The sequence below is a fragment of the Streptomyces sp. R41 genome (assembly GCF_041053055.1).
In the GTDB taxonomy this organism is placed as follows: Bacteria; Actinomycetota; Actinomycetes; order Streptomycetales; family Streptomycetaceae; genus Streptomyces.
Map to the genome: position 1 here is coordinate 3,536,332 of NZ_CP163443.1, position 18,232 is coordinate 3,554,563.

The window sequence follows — 18,232 nt, forward strand, 5'->3', positions numbered from 1 at the left end:
TTCCGGCCAGGTGAACCGAACATCCCGTAGGGGCTCATCCACAGGCAGGGGGGCGCGTGGACATACCTGAACGGGCTTCGGACAACCGGCCATATTTCTTCCTGAGTTACGCCCACACGCCGGCCTGGGGGCCCGGCGGCGGCGATCCGGATCACTGGGTGCACGTCCTCTTCACGGACCTGTGCGACCACATCATGGCGCTCACGGATCTTCCGGCGGGCGCGCCCGCCGGATTCATGGACCGGGAGATGCGCTCGGGGGACGGATGGCCGGAAAAGCTCAGTGAGAATCTCGCGACGTGCCGGGTGTTCGTGCCGCTGTTCTCGCCGCGGTACTTCACGAGTGAGAGTTGCGGTCGGGAATGGTTCGCTTTCAATGAACGTATTCTGCGGGCGCGGGCGACCGGTTCCGGTGCCGTGCCGGCCATCGTCCCCGCACTGTGGACGCATATCGATTACGCCCAACTCCCCGACTCCGTACGGCATATACACGTGGATCACGGGGCTTTCGGCGACCGGTACGCGGCCAACGGGATCTACGGTCTGATCAAGCTCAACCGGCTGCACGACGAGTACGAGGAGACCGTCCTCGGGCTCGCCCAGCGGATCGTGCGGGTCGCCCACGAGTCGCCGCTGCCGTCCAGCAGGCCCCGCCCGTACGAGAGCACGCCGAGCGCGTTCAAGCCGCGCGGCGAGGGCCCCCGGAGCATCCATCTGACGGTGGCGGCGCCCACCCGGCACAGCATCCCCGAGCACCGCGACGCCCGCCCGTACGGCGAGGACGCGCAGGACTGGAATCCGTACCACTCGGAGTCGACCCGCCCGCTGCCCTCGCTCGCCGAGGAGCTGATCCGTTCCCTCGACTACCGGATCACGGTGTCGTCCTTCGACGACGAGGACACCGGCGAGAGCCTGGTGACGGACGACTCCGACAAGGCGGCGCCGAGCCACCCCGGCATCCTGCTCATCGACCGGTGGGCGCTGACCGACGAGGAACGCACGCGCAGACTCAAGGCCTTCGACGCGAACGCCCGCCCCTGGGTCAGCGCGATCGTCCCCTGGAACCGGGCCGACATCCAGTGCCACGGCGAGGAGGGCCGCAAGCTCGCGGCGGACCTGGAGCGGACGCTGCCGCTGATCCTGGACCGGGGGCGGCGCACCGACTGCCGGGTCGCCGTCAACGGCGTACCCACTCTGAAGGCCTTCACCGACGTCCTGCCGGCCGTCGTCGCGCACGCGACCCGGCAGTACCTCAAGCACGCCGAGGCGCATCCGCCCCCGGGCCCGCCGATCCGCAGGCCCCGTCTGATGGGCCCCACCACGGGCCCCACCCACCCGCCGCTGCCCGAAGGCGGATCCGACCACGGAGGAGAAGAAGCATGACGGCCGCGCAGGACGGACGCATCATCACCTTCTACTCGTACAAAGGGGGCACCGGCCGGACGATGGCCCTGGCCAACACCGCGTGGATCCTCGCCGCCAACGGCAAACGCGTCCTGGCCGTCGACTGGGACCTGGAGGCTCCGGGTCTGCACCGCTTCTTCCACCCCTTCCTCGACCCCAACGCGCTCGCGGCCACCACCGGTGTCATCGACATCATCAACGAGTACGCCTGGGCCGCGACCACCGGAACCCAGCGCTCCGGCGCCTGGCACCTGGACTACGCGCGGGTGGAGCAGCACGCCATCTCACTGACCCCCGAGCGGCTCGGGCTGCGCTTCGTGGACGGCGGTTCGCTCGACTTCCTCTCCGCCGGGCGCCAGGACCGCTCGTACTCCGCGACCGTGTCCTCCTTCGAGTGGGACAACTTCTACGAGCGGCTGGGCGGCGGGCTGTTCCTCGACGCGCTGCGCGACGACATGAAGGCCTCGTACGACTACGTCCTGATCGACAGCCGGACCGGGCTCTCGGACAACGCCGACATCTGCACCATGCAGATGCCCGACGTACTCGTGGACTGCTTCACGCTCAGCGACCAGTCCCTCGACGGCGCGGCGGCCGTCGCCCGCAGCGTCGAGGACGGCTACCGCAAGCGCAAGATCCGCGTGCTGCCGGTGCCGATGCGGATCGACGAGGGCGAGAAGGAGAAGGTCGACGCGGGACGGGCGCTGGCCCGGCTGAAGTTCGACGGGCTGCCCAAGGGGCTCGGGGGCGAGGAGCTCGGCGGCGAGGAGCTGACCGCGTACTGGGGTGCCGTCGAGATCCCGTACCGCCCGTACTACGCCTACGAGGAGACGCTCGCCACCGTCGGCGACGAGAGCGGCATCGCCAACTCGCTGCTGTCCGCCTTCGAACGGCTCACCGCGGTCATCTCGGACGGCGAGGTCACCACGCTGCCCCCGGTGCCGGAGCCGGTGCGGCTGCGCTGCCGCGACGCGTTCCTGCGGCGGCGGCCGATGACCACCGCGGCGGACGTCGTCATCACGTACGCGGCCGAGAACCGCATGTGGGCCGACTGGACCGAGGGCCTCCTCAAGCGCGCCGGCTGCAATGTCATCCCGCACGACATCGCCACCGGACCCGTCGAGCACCAGGACCCGGCCACGCACAACCTCGTCCTGCTGTCGAACGCCTTCCGCAAGTCCCGCTACGCCGACGCCGTGTGGCGCGCCCTCATCGAGTCCGGCACGGACGCCCCGGGTGCCGCGCTGATCCCGCTGCGGGTCGACGAGGTCCGGCTGCCGGAGTCGTATCTCGACCACAACCCGGTCGATCTGCACCGGCTCGACGAGTCCCAGTGCGTCACCGCGCTGCTCGGCGTCCTCGAGCTGCCGGGCCGGCCCCTCGACGGCGGGCCCTCGGGTCCCCGCTTCCCCGGCAGCACCCCGGCGATCTGGAACGCGCCCCAGCGCAACAACACCTTCACCGGCCGCAACGTCATCCTGGACCGGGTCCGCGACCAGCTCGGCGGCGGCATCTCCGTCGTCCTGCCGCAGCCGCAGGCGCTGTTCGGACTCGGCGGCGTCGGCAAGACGCAGGTGGCGCTGGAGTACGTGCACCGGTTCATGGCGGACTACGACCTCGTGTGGTGGATCTCCGCCGAGGACCCCGGAAACGTCGTCTCCTCACTCGCCGAGCTCGCCGCCCGCATCGGGGCGCCCGGCGGCGAGGACATCAACCTGGCCAGCCAGGAAGCCGTGCAGATGCTGGGGCGCGGCGCGCCGACCAAACGCTGGATCCTGGTCTTCGACAACGCCGACGACCCCGCACGGCTCACCCGTTACTTCCCGACCGGAGGCGGCGGGCACATCCTCGTCACCTCCCGCAACCAGGCCTGGGCGCAGCAGGGCGCCTCCCTGCCCATCGACGTGTTCCTGCGCGAGGAGAGCGTGGAACACCTCACCCGGCGCGCCTCGGGGCTCACCGCCGAGGAGGCCGACCAGGTGGCGATCGCGGTGGGCGACCTGCCGCTGGCCGTGGAACAGGCGGCGGCCTGGCTCGCCGAGACGGCCACCCCGATCGAGGAGTACCTGCGGCAGCTGGCCGAGCAGACGACGGAGGTGCTGGACCTCAACCAGCCCGCCGACTACCCCAAGACGGTGGCGGCGACCTGGAACATCTCCATAGCGAGGCTCCGGGAACGCTCCCCGGCCTCCGTACGACTGCTGCAGCTCTGCGCGTTCCTGGCCGCCGAACCGATCTCCTCGCACCTGCTCTACAGCAAGGAGATGATCGACGCCCTCAAGCCGTACGACCCCGCCCTCCAGGAGAGTCTGCTGCTCGGCCGGGTGATCCGGGAGATCGGCCGGTTCGCGCTCGCCAAGGTCGACCAGGTCAGCAACAGCATCCAGGTGCACCGGCTGGTCCAGGCGGTGATCCGCTCGCAGCTGACCGAGGAGGAGCAGCGGCACGCCCGGCATGTCGTGCACACGGTGCTCGCGGGCTGCCGGCCCGACGGCGACGAGCCGATCGACGACCCCGAGACCTGGCCGCGGTTCGCGGTCATCTGGCCGCACCTGAGCGCCTCCGACGCCCGCAACTGCACCGAGGCGGAGACCCGGAGGCTGCTCATCGACCGCGTCCGCTATCTGTGGAAGCGCGGTGAGTTCCCCGGCGCCCAGGCACTCGCCGAGGAGCTCCTCGACCACTGGAAGCCGATACTCGGCGAGGACGACGTGCAGTACCTGTATCTGCGCTGCCAGCTGGGCAACGTGCTGCGCTCGCAGGGCCGTTACGTGGAGGCCCGGGAGATCAACACCGAACTCCTCGAACGCCAGAAGCGGGTACTCGGCCCCTCGCACCCGCACACCTACGTGACCATGTCCGGCCTCGCCAGTGACCTCGCGGCGCTCGGTGTGTACGGGTCTGCGGTGGAGTTCGCGCGCGAGGCGCACGAAGGCTTCAGCCAGATCTTCCACGAGTCGCACCGCCGCACCCTCAGCGCCGCCAACAATCTCGCGCTCGCGCTGCGCATGGTCGGCCGCTACGGCGAGGCCCGCGTCCTCGACCAGGACACCTACGACCGCCGCATCGAGGTGCTGGGCCCCGACCACCCGTACACGCTGGCGTCGGCCGCGCGCCTGGGCCGCGACCTACGGGAGGTCGGCCGCTACACGGAATCGGTCTCCCTCCTCTCCCGCGCCTACGACGCGCACAAGCGCATCCTCGGCAAGGAGTTCCCCGGCACGCTGAGCTGCGCCAAGTCACTGGCCGTGTCGCTGCGCAGGGCGGGACAGTTCGAGGACGCGCGCCGGCTGACGACGGCGACGCGCGCGCAGTACCGGGCGCAGTACCCGACGTCGACCCCCGACTCGCTCGCCTGCGATCTGAACATGGCGGCCGATCTGTTCGCCGCGGATGAGCGGGAGGCCGCGCGCGAGGTCGCCCGGGAGGCGCTGGCCGAGTACATGAAGGTCCCGGGTGAGGCCCACCCCTACACCCAGGCCGCGCTGAACAACCTCGGCATCTTCCACTGGGGCTGCGGCGACACCGAGGAAGCGGAAACCGTCTTCCGCCAAGTCCTGCGCCGCATGGGCGAGGTACTCGGCGAACAGCACCCGCACACCCTCTTCACCGGCATCAATTACGCCAACGTCCTCGCCGACCAGGGCCGCCTCGCCGAGGCCCGCAAGCTGGAGGAGAACGCGGTCGTCAAACTCCGTGCGGTCCTCGGAGCCCACCACCCGGAAACCCTCGCCATCGTCACCAACTCCGCGCTCACGCTCGCCGCGCTGGGCCACAAGGACGAGGCCCGCCGCCTCCGTGACGAAGCCCTCGGCGAACTGCGCACGCTGCTGGGCGACGACAACGGGATGACCCGGGTGGCGGCGGACGAGCGCCGCATTTACCGGGACTTGGAGCCGCTGGCGGTGTGAGGGGCTGGGGGTCGGGTTTTTCGCGCAGTTCCCCGCGCCCCTGAAAAGGGGCGCGGGGAACTGCGCAATCTTTTAAGCGGGGGTCTGGGGGCGGCAGCCCCCAGGTACGATGGGGGTCCCCCCGCTCGAGCGAAGCCGAGAGTGGGGGAGGGCAGGGGCGGAGGGGGCGAGAACCCGAGTGTCCGCCAGCAGCCACGTCAGTACCTTCGGCAGGGCCCGCAACGCCGCGAAGTGCGCCGCGGTCGGTTCGAGGACGGCCGTGGCCCGCGGAATCCGGGCGGCGAGCCAGGACGAGTGCGACGCCGGCGAGAAGACATCCTTCACGCCGTGCCACAACAGCACCGGCACCTGGATCTGCGCCGGATCGAACCCCCAGTGCCCGGTCAGCGCCAGCGCGTCGTCGATCCACCCGTACGGCGAAGTCCGCAACGCCTCACGGTAGTTGCGGAGCAGCATCGACCGAATGGTGTTGTCCGAGACGATCTGCCGGTCGTCGTCGGTGAGTTCGTGCCGCAGCTCCTGCAGGAGCCGCACCGGGTCGCGCCGAATCGCGGCCGACCGCGGAATCAGCCGCGCGACGAACCGCTCGGGATCGTTGAACGCGGTCCGGAACTCGTTGACGTTCGACGGCGCCATCCCCGCGAACCAGTCGAGCCCCTCCGCGTTCCGCGGCGCCAGCCCGACCAGCGCGGCGGCCCGCGTCACCCGCTCCGGCATCAGCGCGGCACACGCCAGCGCGTGCGGCGCGCCTCCGGACCGCCCGGCCACCGCGAACCGCTCCACCCCCAGGGCGTCGGCGACCTCCGCCACGTCCCGCACCACGTCGACGACACGGCGGCCCGGCATACGGTCGGAACCCCCGTACCCCGGGCGGTCGTAGCTGATGAGCCGCGTGCCGCGCTGGTACAGGAACATGGATCGCGGCCGGGGTCCCACCCGGCTGCCGGGCATCCCGTGCAGCAGGAACACCGGGCGACCACGCGGATCCCCCGAGACCTCGACGCGCAGCACCCGCCCGTCCGCCGTCCGTACATGGTCACGCACAGCGCTCCCCCTCCCCCGGTCTCCCCCGGCCCGGTGGACCGGGACAAACGCTGCACGATCCTTGCCCACCCGCCTGCGCGACGAAACGAATCCGCAGGTCAACCACGCTTCATATCAAGCCACTTGACGCCACCCGGCGGCCTCCGTAGCGTCGCACCCCGTACGCACATGTGACCAGCATTCACACTCAAGGACGAGGGCGGAGCGGCATGACCCAGCGAGCGCGACGACGTGTGGTGGTGTCCGGCGGCGGAACCGGAATCGGCCTGGCGACGGCGGAGGCGTTCGCCGCGGACGGAGACCGGGTGGTGCTCCTGGGCCGCCGTGAAGACGTCCTGCGCAAGGCTGCCGACGGACTGGACGAGCGGTACGGGGGCGGGACCGCGTCCTGGTACGCGGCGGACCTGGCCGACCCCGAACAGGTCGGCGCGGCACGGGAGTTCATCACCGCGGACGACACCCCCATCGACGTGCTGGTCGCCAACGCGGGTGGAAACGTGGCCCCTTCGCACGACGGCTCGCTCGCGTCCGTCGCCGACAGCTACCGCCGCAACTTCGACGCCAACGTCCTGACCGCGGTCCTGCTCACCGAGGCCCTGCTCCCGCACGTACGGCGCCCCGGCGGCCGTATCGTGCAGCTCTCCTCGATCGCCTCGCTGCGCGGCCCAGGCTCCTACGGCGGCTCCAAGGGCTGGATCAACACCTACACGTACGACCTCGCCCAGCGCGTCGGTTCCGAAGGCATCACCGTGAACGCGGTCGCCCCCGGCTTCGTCGGCGACACGGAGTTCTTCGGCGACCGCGCGACTGCGGAGTTCGTCGCGTCCCGGGTGGCCCAGTCCCTCACGGGCCGGCCGGGCCACCCGTCGGAGATCGCGGCGGCCATCCGGTATGTGGCCTCTCCCGAGGCGGCGTACATGACGGGCCAGCTCCTCCACATCAACGGCGGTGCGGCGCTGGGGCGTTAGGACCTGGCAACCCCGGCCGGCCGGCCGGTGCCGCGGCGGCGCAGCACCGTGCTCGAAGGGCGGCCCCTCGGCGCAGGACTTCCTCGACCAGGTCCGCGATGGCGTGGGTGCCGGGGCTCGCCTCCTGCGCCGCGTCGACCGGCTTGGCCCGAAGGGCCGACTCACGGCGGCGAGCGCCCTCGACCAGGTCCTCCATGGCGCAGCCCGCCGCGCCCGTGATGCGATGAGCCCATGGAGCTGCGGGAAATGCGCGCGTTCGTCGCGGTCGTCGAGGAGGGCGGCCTGTCCGCGGCGGCACGCAGGCTGCACATCAGCCAGCCGGCCCTGTCCCAGACAGTGGTCGGGCTGGAGCGCCAATTCGGTGTGCGGTTGCTGGTGCGCAGCAGTACCGGAGTCCGGCCCACCGACGCCGGGCTCATCCTGCTCGCCGAGGCGCGCGCGGTGCTGGCCCGCCACGACCAGGCACTGGCCGCCATGGCCGCCCACACCGCGTCCGGCGGCACCGTCCTGCGCATCGGCATCCCGCTGGAACTGCCCACCGATCTGCTCTCCCGTGCCCTCGCCGAGCTCGCCGACGCCCATCCCGCCACCCGGGTCCAGGCCCGCCATCTGTCGACAGCCGAACAGCTCACCGCCCTGCGCGCCGGCGAACTCGACCTCGGCCTGCTGCGCGAACGCCCCACGGGGCAGGACCTCGACGCCATTCTGGTCGTGGAGGAGCGCCTCGGGGTGCTGCTGGCCACGGAGCTCGCCGAGCAGCTCGCCGGCCCCGACGGGATCCGCCTGGACGCCCTGGCCGGACTGGACTGGATCGGCTTCCCCCGCTCGGGCAGCCCCGCCTGGTACGACGCCCTCACCGCGATCCTGCGCAGTCACGGCATCGACCTCGGCCCCGAACCCCCCGCGGGCCAGGCGCTGATCGCCGAGGTCAAACTCGCCTCCGTCGCGGCCGGCGGCGCCTTCACCCTCGCGCCCCCCGACTGGTCCCAGCCGCTGCCGGAGTCCGTCACCTGGTCCCCGCTCGTCGGCCACCCCCTCGTGCGCCGCACCTGGGCGGTCTGGCCCGCGAGCTCCCACCGCCGCGACCTCGGCCACCTGGTCGCCGCCCTGGACCAGCCGCCGTCGGCCTGAGCCGAAGGACTGGGCGAAACACCAGGTCAGAGGCCTCTAGGGGCCACTTATAGGGGCCATCGGCCCCGCGTATGACCTCCCGGGAAGTGTGCGGAACGTCCGCTGCTTACACCACGTGCATCGAGTCGCCGAAGACCCGGCGACTGGATCACCAGGCCCCTTCGGGGAGCACACACATCCGAGAGCGAGCAGTGAGCACCCATGTCGGAAGCATCCATGTCTGAAGCATCCGCGTCCGCCGCGGCCACGTCCGAACTGTCCGGGACTTCGGTACTGGTGACAGGCGGGACCAGCGGAATCGGCCGGGCGACCGCCCTCGCGCTGGCCGGACTCGGCGCGCGGGTCGTGCTGTCGGGCCGTGACGCCGAGCGCGGCAAGAAGGTCGTACGGGAGATCGAGGCGGCCGGCGGCGAGGGCCACTTCGTGGCGGCCGATCTGCGGGACGAGGCCTCGGCACGGGCGCTGGCCAGGCAGGCCGGAGCGCTCGCCGGCGGGATCGACGTGCTGGTCAACAACGCGGGCGTCTTCCCCTTCGGCCCGACCGGGGAGACCACGGAGGCCGACTTCGACTCGGTCTACGGGCTGAATGTGAAGGCGCCGTACTTCCTGGTCGCCGAGCTCGCCCCCGCCATGGCCGAGCGCGGTCGCGGCGCGATCGTCAACGTCACGACGATGGTCGCGGAGTACGGCGTGGACGGTATGAGCCTGTACGGGTCGAGCAAGGCCGCCCTGGTCCTGCTGACGAAGGCGTGGGCGGCGGAGTTCGGGCCGCGCGGCGTGCGCGTGAACGCGGTCAGCCCCGGCCCGACGCTCACCGAGGGAACCTCGGGAATGACCGAGGCGCTCGACGTGCTGGCCTCCCAGGCACCGGCCGGGCGACCGGGAACCGCCCAGGAGGTGGCCGACGCCATCGCCTACCTGGTCACCGACCGGTCCAGCTTCGTCCACGGCGCCGTACTGCCGGTGGACGGCGGCCGTATCGCCGTCTGACGCACCGTCGCCTCAGGATCCTCGGTAACGGCGACTGCCGCCCCTCGGCGTGGCGGCGCAGGCGCTTGGTGTCCGCCTCCGTCCAGCCCCCGGGCGGGACGGTCGCGGCCCAGCCGTCCACGGGATCGGCCCGTACCGGTGTCCGTGCGGGGCCGCCACACCGTACGAGACCGTCATGTCGGCCGCGGTCTGCCAGAAGGGGACTAGCGGGAACCAGCGGATGGCCGAGGTGATGTCCTGGCCCAGTGGCTTGTCGACCCGCTGCGGCTTGTGCAGCAGCGGGTCGGACGACCACCACACGACCGCGTCGGAGCCGTTCTGCAGGAAGACGACCAGGCAGGCACCTCGGCGCGCATGATCTGTACGCCAGCCATCCGTACGCCAACCGCCCCCTGACTCCGTCCGTACGCCAACCGCCCCCCTGACTCCGTCCGTGCGCTCACACGTCGCACGACGGAGTGACCGTCCGGGGCCAGGTGGCCGCGTTTGGGTGGGCCACCGCACGAGGGGATCACCACACAGTCGGCCGCGCCCCCTGCCGGAGGGCTCATCCCCTTGTCCCACGCCCCGCTCCCGCGCGTTCGACGCTTCTCCCCGCGGCGGTCCGTCACAACGGCGAAGGCCCTCGTCACCACCGTCGTGGTGCTGGTGTTCACCCGTCCTGGGTGTGGTCCTGGTCGACGCCGGAGCCGTGCCGTTCACGGCCGCGGCGGGCTGCCTGTTCTGCGAACCGCGGCGCCGCGGCGGCAGCCTGCTCGCCCCCATGGGGCTGCACTGGGCCACCAACCGCCCTCGGCTACCTCTTCGCCTTCCCCCTGCGCCGACGGGGACCGCCCGCACCGGGGGAACCGACGACCCGCACGCCCGTCCCGGGGGCCCGTCGGGCGGCTTCGGCGTGTCGGGTTCCCTCCGGCGCCACATCTCGCGTACACAGGCCCGAACAGCACTCCGCCCCGACGGGTGATTCTCCGTCAGGGCGGTGACCACGCAGGTCAGATCGTTTCTTCACGCGTAGCGCGGAGTGGGGCGGGTGGGACTCGAACCCACGGCCGACGGATTATGAGTCCGCTGCTCTAACCGGCTGAGCTACCGCCCCATACGGCGTGTCGCGCACATTTGTGCGCGCCGTCTGCCGCAGCATAGCCGCTCATACGATCTCCTGCTTCGGATGGTCGGCATCGCACGACCATGAGGACTTCGGCGCGGCCTGCGCGGTTCCCGCGGACATGAAAAAGGACCCCAGAGGGGTCCTCTTCCGCTGCTCTCCCGACTGGACTCGAACCAGTAACCTGCCGGTTAACAGCCGGCTGCTCTGCCAATTGAGCTACAGGAGATCGAGCTCCCCCGACTGGACTCGAACCAGTAACCTGCCGGTTAACAGCCGGCTGCTCTGCCAATTGAGCTACGGAGGATTGCCTCGTTGCATCGAACGTACCTACCTGGGTATTCGCCAGGGGGCGTGCGCTCGCTGCGACACATACATTAGCGCAAGCAGGGGGGTGCTCCGCCAATCGGTTCCCTCCGCACCGATGCCGACGCAAGGGAAGGGTGGCCGTCATGCGCTACCGGCTCACATTCGTCGCCGGACTGGTCCTGGGTTACGTGCTCGGCACGCGCGCCGGGCGCGAGCGCTACGAGCAGCTGAAGAAGTCCGCGCGCCAGGTCGCGGAGAACCCCGCGGTGCGCAACACCGCGGAGACCGCCGCCCAGCAGGGCCGCGAGTTCGCGGGCAAGGCGTACCACGCGGTGAGCGAGAAGGTGGGCGACCACGTCCCCGACTCGGTGACCGCGCGCGTCCGCTCCCTGCGCGAGCGCAACACCAACGGCACCCGCGAGGACGACTGGGGCACCAGCAACACCTAGGGCACTGCCTTTCGGACCATGCCTGGGCCGCGCGCTCTGACCCCACGGCGCCCGCGCGGCGCGGTCATGCCCCTGCGTACGGCAGAATTTCCGCCATGGGGATAGTCGCCGGGTTGGACAGTTCGCCCGATTTCACTCGTATCGTCGTCTGCGACACGGACACGGGTGCCGTGCTCAGGCAGGGGTATGCGCCGCATCCGGTGGAAGCCACCGAGGGCGGCGGGCGTCCTTCCGACGTCGATCCGCAGGCCTGGCTGCTGTCCCTGGGCGAGGCCGCGGGCGGCGGGCTGCTCGAGGGCGTGCAGGCCATCGGGGTCTCCGCGCAGCAGAACGCCCTGGTCCCGCTGGATGTGCAGGGCAATACGGTGCGTCCGGCGCTGGTGGGCGGTGACAAGCGGGCGCAGGTCGCCGCCGCCGATCTCATCGACGCGCTCGGCGGGCGCGAGGCGTGGGCGCAGGCCGTGGGCTGCGTACCGCAGGCCGCGCAGCCGGTGACCAAGCTGCGCTGGCTGAACAAGACCGAGCCGGAGGCCGCGCTGCGGACCACCGTGCTCATGCAGGCGCACGACTGGCTGGTCTGGCAGCTGCTGGGGCGGCCGGTGCGCAGGACCACCGACCGGGGCGGGGCCTCCGGTACCGGGTACTGGTCGGCGGCGACCGGCGCGTACCGGCCGGATCTCGTCGAGCTGGCACTCGGGCACCAGGCCTCGCTGCCGGAGGTGCTCGGCCCGTCCGACGCGGCCGGTACGACGCCGGAGGGGCTGCTGATCTCCGCCGGGACCGGCGAGACGATGGCGGCGGCGTTCGGACTCGGCATCGGGCTCGGGGACGCGGTGGTGTCCCTGGGCGCCTCCGGGTCCGTGATGGCCGTACACCCCGAGGCACTGGTGGACGCCACCGGCATGATCACCTCCCTCGCGGACGCGACCGGCATGCATCTGCCCGTCGTCACCACGCTCAATGCCGTACGGGCGCTGCGCGGCGCCGTCGAACTCCTCGGCGTGCCCGACCTGGAGGGCCTGTCCGACCTGGCGATGAAGTCGACGCCCGGCGCCCACGGACTCGTACTGCTGCCCTATCTGGAGGGCGAGCGGACGCCGAATCTGCCGCACACCGCGGGGACGCTGTCCGGGTTGCGGCGTGAGTCGATGCGGCCCGAGCATCTGGCGCGGGCCGCCTTCGAGGGGATGCTGTGCGGGCTCGCGGACGCGCTGGACGTGCTGCGCGGGCGCGGTGTCGACGTACGGCGGATCTTCCTCCTCGGACCGGCCGCCGAGCTGCCCGCCGTGCAGGCCGTGGCGCCCGCGCTGTTCGGCGCGCAGGTCGTCGTACCGCAGCCCGCGGACTACGCGGCGCTCGGCGCGGCCCGGCAGGCGGCCTGGGCTCTCGGGGTCTCGCAGGGCACGCTCGACCCGCGACTGCCTCCCGTCTGGCAGGGTGCGGTCGCCCAAGTGCTGGAGCCCGGTGAGGAACTCGCCGTGGGGCAGGCCGTACGACAGCAGTACGTCTCCGTACGCGAACAGACGCATCCGGGGGCGTTCCGGGCGTAACGCGCCCCCACGGGCGTACGTCCGAGGTCGGAGGTCTTGTCCTTCCTTGGCCCGCAGTTGGGTTAATCGGTTGAGGTAACACGGGTGGAGTGTTCGACGATAGGGGGTGGTGCACCACCGATCGCCCACCGATCGACCACTGATCGTCCATCGATCGCCCTGCCGTCGTCGACTCCGAGAGACCCCGCGTGCTCATACGACTCCTTCGGACCTACCTCAGTCCGTACAAGAAGCCCATCTCCCTGCTGGTGCTGCTGCAGTTCCTGCAGACCTGCGCCACTCTCTACTTGCCCACTCTGAACGCGCACATCATTGACAACGGTGTCGTGAAGGGGGACACGGGCTACATCCTGTCCTTCGGCGCCGTGATGATCGGAATTTCGCTGGCGCAGGTGGTCTGCAACACCGGGGCCGTCTACTACGGCGCCCGTACGGCGTCCGCGGTCGGCCGGGACATCCGGGCCGCCGTCTTCGACCGCGTCCAGTCCTTCTCGGCGCGTGAGGTCGGCCACTTCGGGGCGCCCTCGCTGATCACCCGCACCACCAATGACGTCCAGCAGGTGCAGATGCTCGCCCTGATGACGTTCACCCTGCTGGTGTCGGCGCCGATCATGTGCGTGGGCGGCATCATCCTGGCCCTCGGCCTGGACGTGCCGCTGTCCGGGGTGCTCGTCGCCGTGGTGCCGGTCCTCGGCATCTCCGTGACCCTCATCGTGCGCAGGCTGCGCCCGCTGTTCCGCACCATGCAGGTCCGCCTGGACACCGTGAACCGGGTGCTGCGCGAGCAGATCACCGGCAACCGCGTGATCCGTGCCTTCGTGCGCGACGACTACGAGAAGGACCGCTTCCGGGGCGCGAACACCGAGCTGACCGAGGTGTCCCTCGGTACCGGGCGGATGCTGGCGCTGATGTTCCCGATCGTCATGACCGTGGTGAACCTGTCGTCCATCGCGGTGGTCTGGTTCGGCGCCCACCGCATCGACAGCGGCGGCATGCAGATCGGCGATCTGACCGCGTTCCTCGCCTACCTCATGCAGATCGTGATGTCCGTGATGATGGCCACCTTCATGTTCATGATGGTGCCGCGCGCCGAGGTCTGCGCCGAGCGCATCCAGGAGGTCCTGGCCACGGACAGCAGCGTGGTGCCTCCCACCGCGCCCGTCCTGGAGCTGCGGCGCCACGGCCACCTGGAGATCCGCGGGGGCGGGTTCCGCTACCCGGGTGCCGAGGAGCCGGTGCTCAAGGCCATCGACCTGGTGGCGCGGCCCGGCGAGGTGACCGCCGTGATCGGGTCCACCGGCAGCGGCAAGTCGACGCTGCTCGGGCTGGTCCCCCGGCTGTTCGACGCCACCGACGGCGAGGTGCTCGTCGACGGCGTGGACGTCGCGACCATCGAGCCCAAGCTGCTGGCCAGGACGGTCGGCCTCGTCCCGCAGAAGCCCTACCTCTTCGCGGGCACGGTGGCCACGAACCTGCGGTACGGCAACCCGGACGCGACCGACGAGGAGCTGTGGCACGCGCTGGAGGTGGCGCAGGCCAAGGGCTTCGTGAAGGCTCTCGAAAACGGCCTGGACTCGCCGATCTCCCAGGGCGGTACGAATGTGTCGGGCGGTCAGCGCCAGCGCCTGGCCATCGCCCGCACCCTCGTACAGCGCCCGGAGATCTACCTCTTCGACGACTCCTTCTCCGCGCTCGACTACGCGACCGACGCGGCACTGCGGGCGGCGCTCGCCGAGGAGACCGCCGAGGCGACCGTGGTGATCGTCGCCCAGCGGGTGTCGACCATCCGGGACGCCGACCGGATCGTGGTCCTCGACGAGGGCCGGGTCGTCGGCACCGGGCGCCACCACGAGCTGATGGCGGACAACGAGACCTATCGGGAGATCGTGCTCTCCCAGCTGACGGAAGCGGAGGCTGCCTGATGGCGGGGCCGATGGGGCGGATGATGGCCGGGGGCGGTCCCGATCAGCGCTCGATGGATTTCAAGGGGTCCGGCAAACGGCTCCTCGCACAGTTCAAGCCTGAGCGCGCCACGATGTACGTGATGCTGCTCGCCGTCGTGCTGAGCGTGGGGCTCTCGGTGGTCGGACCGAAGATCCTCGGCAAGGCCACCGACCTGGTCTTCGCGGGCATCATCGGGCGGCAGATGCCGTCCGGCGCCACCAAGGCCGAAGTGCTCGAGTCCATGCGGGAGCGTGGCGAGGGCGGCATGGCCGACATGCTCTCGGGGACGGACTTCACACCGGGCAAGGGCATCGACTTCAACGCGGTCGGCGAGGTGCTCGGGCTCGCGGTCGTGGTCTTCGTGCTGGCCGGACTGCTGATGGCGGTGGCGACCCGGCTGGTGAACCGGGCGGTCAACAAGACCGTGTACCGGCTGCGCGAGGACATCCAGGCGAAGCTGTCGCGGCTTCCGCTGTCGTACTTCGACAAGCGGCAGCGCGGTGAGGTGCTCAGCCGGGCGACGAACGACATCGACAACATCGGGCAGACGCTCCAGCAGTCGATGGGCCAGCTCATCAACTCCCTGCTGACCATCGTGGGCGTGCTCGCGATGATGTTCTGGGTCTCCCCGCTGCTCGCGCTCGTGGCGCTGGTGACGGTCCCGCTCTCCTTCTACGTCGCCACGCGCGTCGGCAAGCGGTCGCAGCCGCACTTCGTGCAGCAGTGGCGCACCACCGGCAAGCTCAACGCGCACATCGAGGAGATGTACACCGGGCACACCCTGGTGAAGGTCTTCGGGCGGCAGGAGGAGTCGGCGGCGCAGTTCGCCGAGCAGAACGAGAAGTTGTACGAGGCCGGGTTCAAGGCGCAGTTCAACAGCGGGGTCATGCAGCCGCTGATGATGTTCGTGTCGAACCTCAACTATGTGCTGGTTGCGGTGGTCGGCGGACTGCGCGTCGCGTCCGGCTCGCTGTCGATCGGTGACGTCCAGGCCTTCATCCAGTACTCCCGCCAGTTCTCGATGCCGCTGACGCAGGTCGCGTCGATGGCGAACCTGGTGCAGTCGGGCGTCGCCTCGGCCGAGCGCATCTTCGAACTCCTCGACGCGGACGAGCAGGAGGCCGACCCGCTGCCGAGCGCCCGTCCCGACGAAATGCGCGGGCGGGTGGCGCTGGAGAACGTGTCCTTCCGGTACGACCCCGAGAAGCCGCTGATCGAGGATCTGTCGCTGAAGGTGGAGCCCGGGCACACCGTGGCGATCGTCGGCCCCACGGGCGCCGGCAAGACGACACTGGTGAACCTCCTGATGCGGTTCTACGAGGTCACCGGCGGGCGCATCGCACTCGACGGGGTCGACATCGCGACCATGTCCCGGGACGAGCTCCGGGCCGGGATCGGGATGGTGCTCCAGGACACCTGGCTGTTCGGTGGCACGATCGCCGAGAACATCGCGTACGGGGCCTCGCGGGACGTCACGCGCGGGGAGGTCGAGGAGGCGGCGCGGGCCGCTCACGCGGACCGGTTCATCCGCACGCTTCCCGACGGGTACGACACCGTGATCGACGACGAGGGGACCGGGGTCAGCGCGGGTGAGAAGCAGCTGATCACGATCGCTCGGGCGTTCCTGTCCGATCCGGTGATCCTCGTTCTCGACGAGGCGACGAGTTCGGTGGACACGCGTACGGAGGTGCTGATCCAGAAGGCGATGGCGAAGCTCGCGCATGGGCGGACGTCGTTCGTCATCGCGCACCGTCTGTCGACGATTCGCGACGCCGACACCATCCTCGTGATGGAGAACGGTTCGATCGTGGAGCAGGGCGCACACACCGACCTGCTCGCGGCGAACGGAGCCTACGCCCGCCTGTACCAGGCCCAGTTCGCCCAGGCGGTCGCCGAGGTGGACTGAGGTTTCTCGCCTCCTCCGCCCCAGACCCCGTTCGCGCAGTTCCCCGCGCCCCTGAAAAGGGGCGCGGGGAAGTCTGGGGGCGCAGCCCCCAGAGACGGGACGGGCAGGGGCGGAGGGGGCGAAAAAGCCCGCCTCAGTCCAAGTAGCCCCGCAGCTGGTCCGCGAAGGCGTGGTCCCTGAGCTTGTTCAGGGTCTTGGACTCGATCTGGCGGATGCGTTCGCGGGTGACGCCGAAGATGCGGCCGATCTCCTCCAGGGTGCGCGGGCGGCCGTCCGCGAGGCCGTACCGGAGTTGGACGACCTTGCGTTCACGCTCGCCGAGCGTGGAGAGGACCGCCTCCAGGTGCTCCCGCAGCAGCAGGAAGGCCGCGGACTCGACCGGGCTCGTCGCGTCACCGTCCTCGATCAGGTCACCGAGGGCAACGTCGTCCTCCTCCCCCACGGGCGCGTGGAGCGACACCGGCTCCTGGGCCAGCCGCAGGACTTCGCTGACACGCTCGCTGGGAAGGTCGAGGTGCGCGGCGACCTCCTCGGGAGTCGGCTCGTACCCGCGCTCCTGCAGCATGCGCCGCTGAACGCGCACGACCCGGTTGATCAGCTCGACCACGTGCACCGGGACGCGAATCGTCCGGGCCTGGTCGGCGAGCGCACGCGACATGGCCTGCCGGATCCACCAGGTCGCGTACGTGGAGAACTTGTACCCACGGGCGTAGTCGAACTTCTCGACCGCCCTGATGAGCCCGAGGTTCCCCTCCTGGACCAGGTCGAGCATGGTCAGCCCCCGCCCCACGTACCGCTTGGCGACGGAGACGACGAGCCGCAGGTTCGCCTCGATGAGCCGGCGCTTGGCCATGCGGCCCATGACGACCAGCTTGTCCAGGTCGAGGGCGAGCTGACTGTCCAGGTCGGGGGTGAGGCGGAGCTTCTCCTCGGCGAAGAGTCCGGCCTCGACACGGCGGGCGAGCTCGACCTCCTCGGCCGCGGTGAGCAGCGGAATGCGGCCGATCTCCCGCAGGTACTGGCGGAACAGGTCGGACGAGGGACCACCGGTGTCGGCCGTACGGCCGCGGGGCAGTTCGACGGGCTCGGGGGCCTCGGCCTCGACCTCGGGGGCCTCGACGGCGCCGACGGGCGGCTCGTCCGGCCCGGGCGGGCCCTCCGGCTCCGTCTCGGGGTGGTGCGCGGCACGGCTCTGCGGGGGTACCGCCGTGACGACGTCGGTATCCGCGTCCGTGTCCGTGGTGTTGTCGGTCTGGGTCAGGGTCTGGGTCTGCACGGGGGCGACCTCCAGGAATGTCGCTGCTGAGGCGTGCGGCAGCGGTACGTCGGGGATGGGGTCGACGGCCTCGCCGCTGTCCATCCCGTAGTCGTTTAGCGGAACCGCGGGGATCGGGGACCCGTCGCGTACGGGTCGGCCGCGCTCCGAGGACTCAGGCACCGGAACCCAGTGTGGAGTACGACACATCGCCGCCACGAGGGGCGTGCGGTGACTTTTTGCGTCCGGTCCGTGACCGCGCGGTTA

At 70.6% G+C, this 18,232-nt stretch carries 12 protein-coding genes and 3 tRNA genes; 9 read left to right on the forward strand and 6 right to left on the reverse strand.

Features of this window, described 5'->3' with window-relative positions; all coding sequences use genetic code 11:
* The first annotated feature begins 56 nt into the window (after nt 1-56).
* Both AB5J53_RS16465 and fxsT read left to right on the forward strand, forming a co-directional pair.
* Nucleotides 57-1,382: a TIR-like protein FxsC gene (locus AB5J53_RS16465; protein WP_369246407.1), complete on the forward strand. Its 1,326-nt coding sequence runs from the start codon at nt 57-59 to the stop codon at nt 1,380-1,382.
* Nucleotides 1,379-5,314, forward strand: coding sequence for an FxSxx-COOH system tetratricopeptide repeat protein (gene fxsT / locus AB5J53_RS16470; protein WP_369246408.1), 3,936 nt, complete (start codon nt 1,379-1,381; stop codon nt 5,312-5,314). Before AB5J53_RS16465 ends, fxsT begins: the two co-directional genes overlap by 4 nt.
* 72 nt (nt 5,315-5,386) lie before the next feature.
* Here the strand turns inward: fxsT and AB5J53_RS16475 are convergent, their stop codons facing one another.
* On the reverse strand, nt 5,387-6,358 hold the full coding sequence (locus AB5J53_RS16475) for an alpha/beta fold hydrolase (protein ID WP_369246409.1): 972 nt from the start codon (nt 6,356-6,358) through the stop codon (nt 5,387-5,389).
* A gap of 209 nt (nt 6,359-6,567) precedes the next feature.
* Between AB5J53_RS16475 and AB5J53_RS16480 the strand changes: the two genes are divergently transcribed.
* The 3 genes from AB5J53_RS16480 to AB5J53_RS16490 all read left to right on the forward strand — a co-directional run bounded on the left by AB5J53_RS16480 (nt 6,568) and on the right by AB5J53_RS16490 (nt 9,447).
* Nucleotides 6,568-7,326 carry an SDR family NAD(P)-dependent oxidoreductase gene (locus tag AB5J53_RS16480; protein WP_369246410.1) on the forward strand — a complete coding sequence of 253 codons (759 nt, stop codon included), beginning with the start codon at nt 6,568-6,570 and terminating at the stop codon, nt 7,324-7,326.
* Between the two features lie 231 nt (nt 7,327-7,557).
* Entirely contained in the window at nt 7,558-8,457 is a 900-nt protein-coding gene (locus AB5J53_RS16485; protein WP_369246411.1) for a LysR substrate-binding domain-containing protein, read from the forward strand.
* Between the two features lie 216 nt (nt 8,458-8,673).
* On the forward strand, nt 8,674-9,447 hold the full coding sequence (locus tag AB5J53_RS16490; protein ID WP_369246412.1) for an SDR family NAD(P)-dependent oxidoreductase: 774 nt from the start codon (nt 8,674-8,676) through the stop codon (nt 9,445-9,447).
* A gap of 12 nt (nt 9,448-9,459) precedes the next feature.
* On the opposite strand, the gene AB5J53_RS16495 is transcribed toward AB5J53_RS16490, so the two are convergent.
* From AB5J53_RS16495 to AB5J53_RS16510, 4 genes are all read right to left on the reverse strand, one after another.
* Nucleotides 9,460-10,368: an alpha/beta-hydrolase family protein gene (locus AB5J53_RS16495; RefSeq protein ID WP_369246413.1), complete on the reverse strand. Its 909-nt coding sequence runs from the start codon at nt 10,366-10,368 to the stop codon at nt 9,460-9,462.
* Between the two features lie 101 nt (nt 10,369-10,469).
* Nucleotides 10,470-10,543: transfer RNA gene (locus AB5J53_RS16500), tRNA-Ile, on the reverse strand.
* Nucleotides 10,544-10,708: 165 nt separating this feature from the next.
* Nucleotides 10,709-10,781: transfer RNA gene (locus AB5J53_RS16505), tRNA-Asn, on the reverse strand.
* A gap of 5 nt (nt 10,782-10,786) precedes the next feature.
* Nucleotides 10,787-10,859 (reverse strand) — tRNA-Asn (locus AB5J53_RS16510).
* Between the two features lie 145 nt (nt 10,860-11,004).
* Here AB5J53_RS16510 and AB5J53_RS16515 point away from each other — a divergent pair.
* From AB5J53_RS16515 to AB5J53_RS16530, 4 genes are all read left to right on the forward strand, one after another.
* Nucleotides 11,005-11,310, forward strand: a complete 306-nt coding sequence (locus AB5J53_RS16515) for a YtxH domain-containing protein (protein WP_369246414.1) — start codon at nt 11,005-11,007, stop codon at nt 11,308-11,310.
* Nucleotides 11,311-11,405: 95 nt separating this feature from the next.
* Nucleotides 11,406-12,860: an FGGY family carbohydrate kinase gene (locus tag AB5J53_RS16520; protein ID WP_369246415.1), complete on the forward strand. Its 1,455-nt coding sequence runs from the start codon at nt 11,406-11,408 to the stop codon at nt 12,858-12,860.
* 188 nt (nt 12,861-13,048) lie between these two features.
* Nucleotides 13,049-14,782 (forward strand): ABC transporter ATP-binding protein, encoded by a 1,734-nt coding sequence (locus AB5J53_RS16525; RefSeq protein WP_369246416.1) that lies wholly within the window; start codon nt 13,049-13,051, stop codon nt 14,780-14,782.
* Nucleotides 14,782-16,710 carry an ABC transporter ATP-binding protein gene (locus AB5J53_RS16530; RefSeq protein ID WP_369246417.1) on the forward strand — a complete coding sequence of 643 codons (1,929 nt, stop codon included), beginning with the start codon at nt 14,782-14,784 and terminating at the stop codon, nt 16,708-16,710. The genes AB5J53_RS16525 and AB5J53_RS16530 overlap by 1 nt, the downstream gene beginning before the upstream one ends.
* Nucleotides 16,711-16,843: 133 nt before the next feature.
* Here AB5J53_RS16530 and AB5J53_RS16535 read toward each other — a convergent pair whose 3' ends face one another.
* Nucleotides 16,844-18,148, reverse strand: coding sequence for an RNA polymerase sigma factor (locus AB5J53_RS16535; RefSeq protein ID WP_369246418.1), 1,305 nt, complete (start codon nt 18,146-18,148; stop codon nt 16,844-16,846).
* Nucleotides 18,149-18,232: the final 84 nt, after the last annotated feature.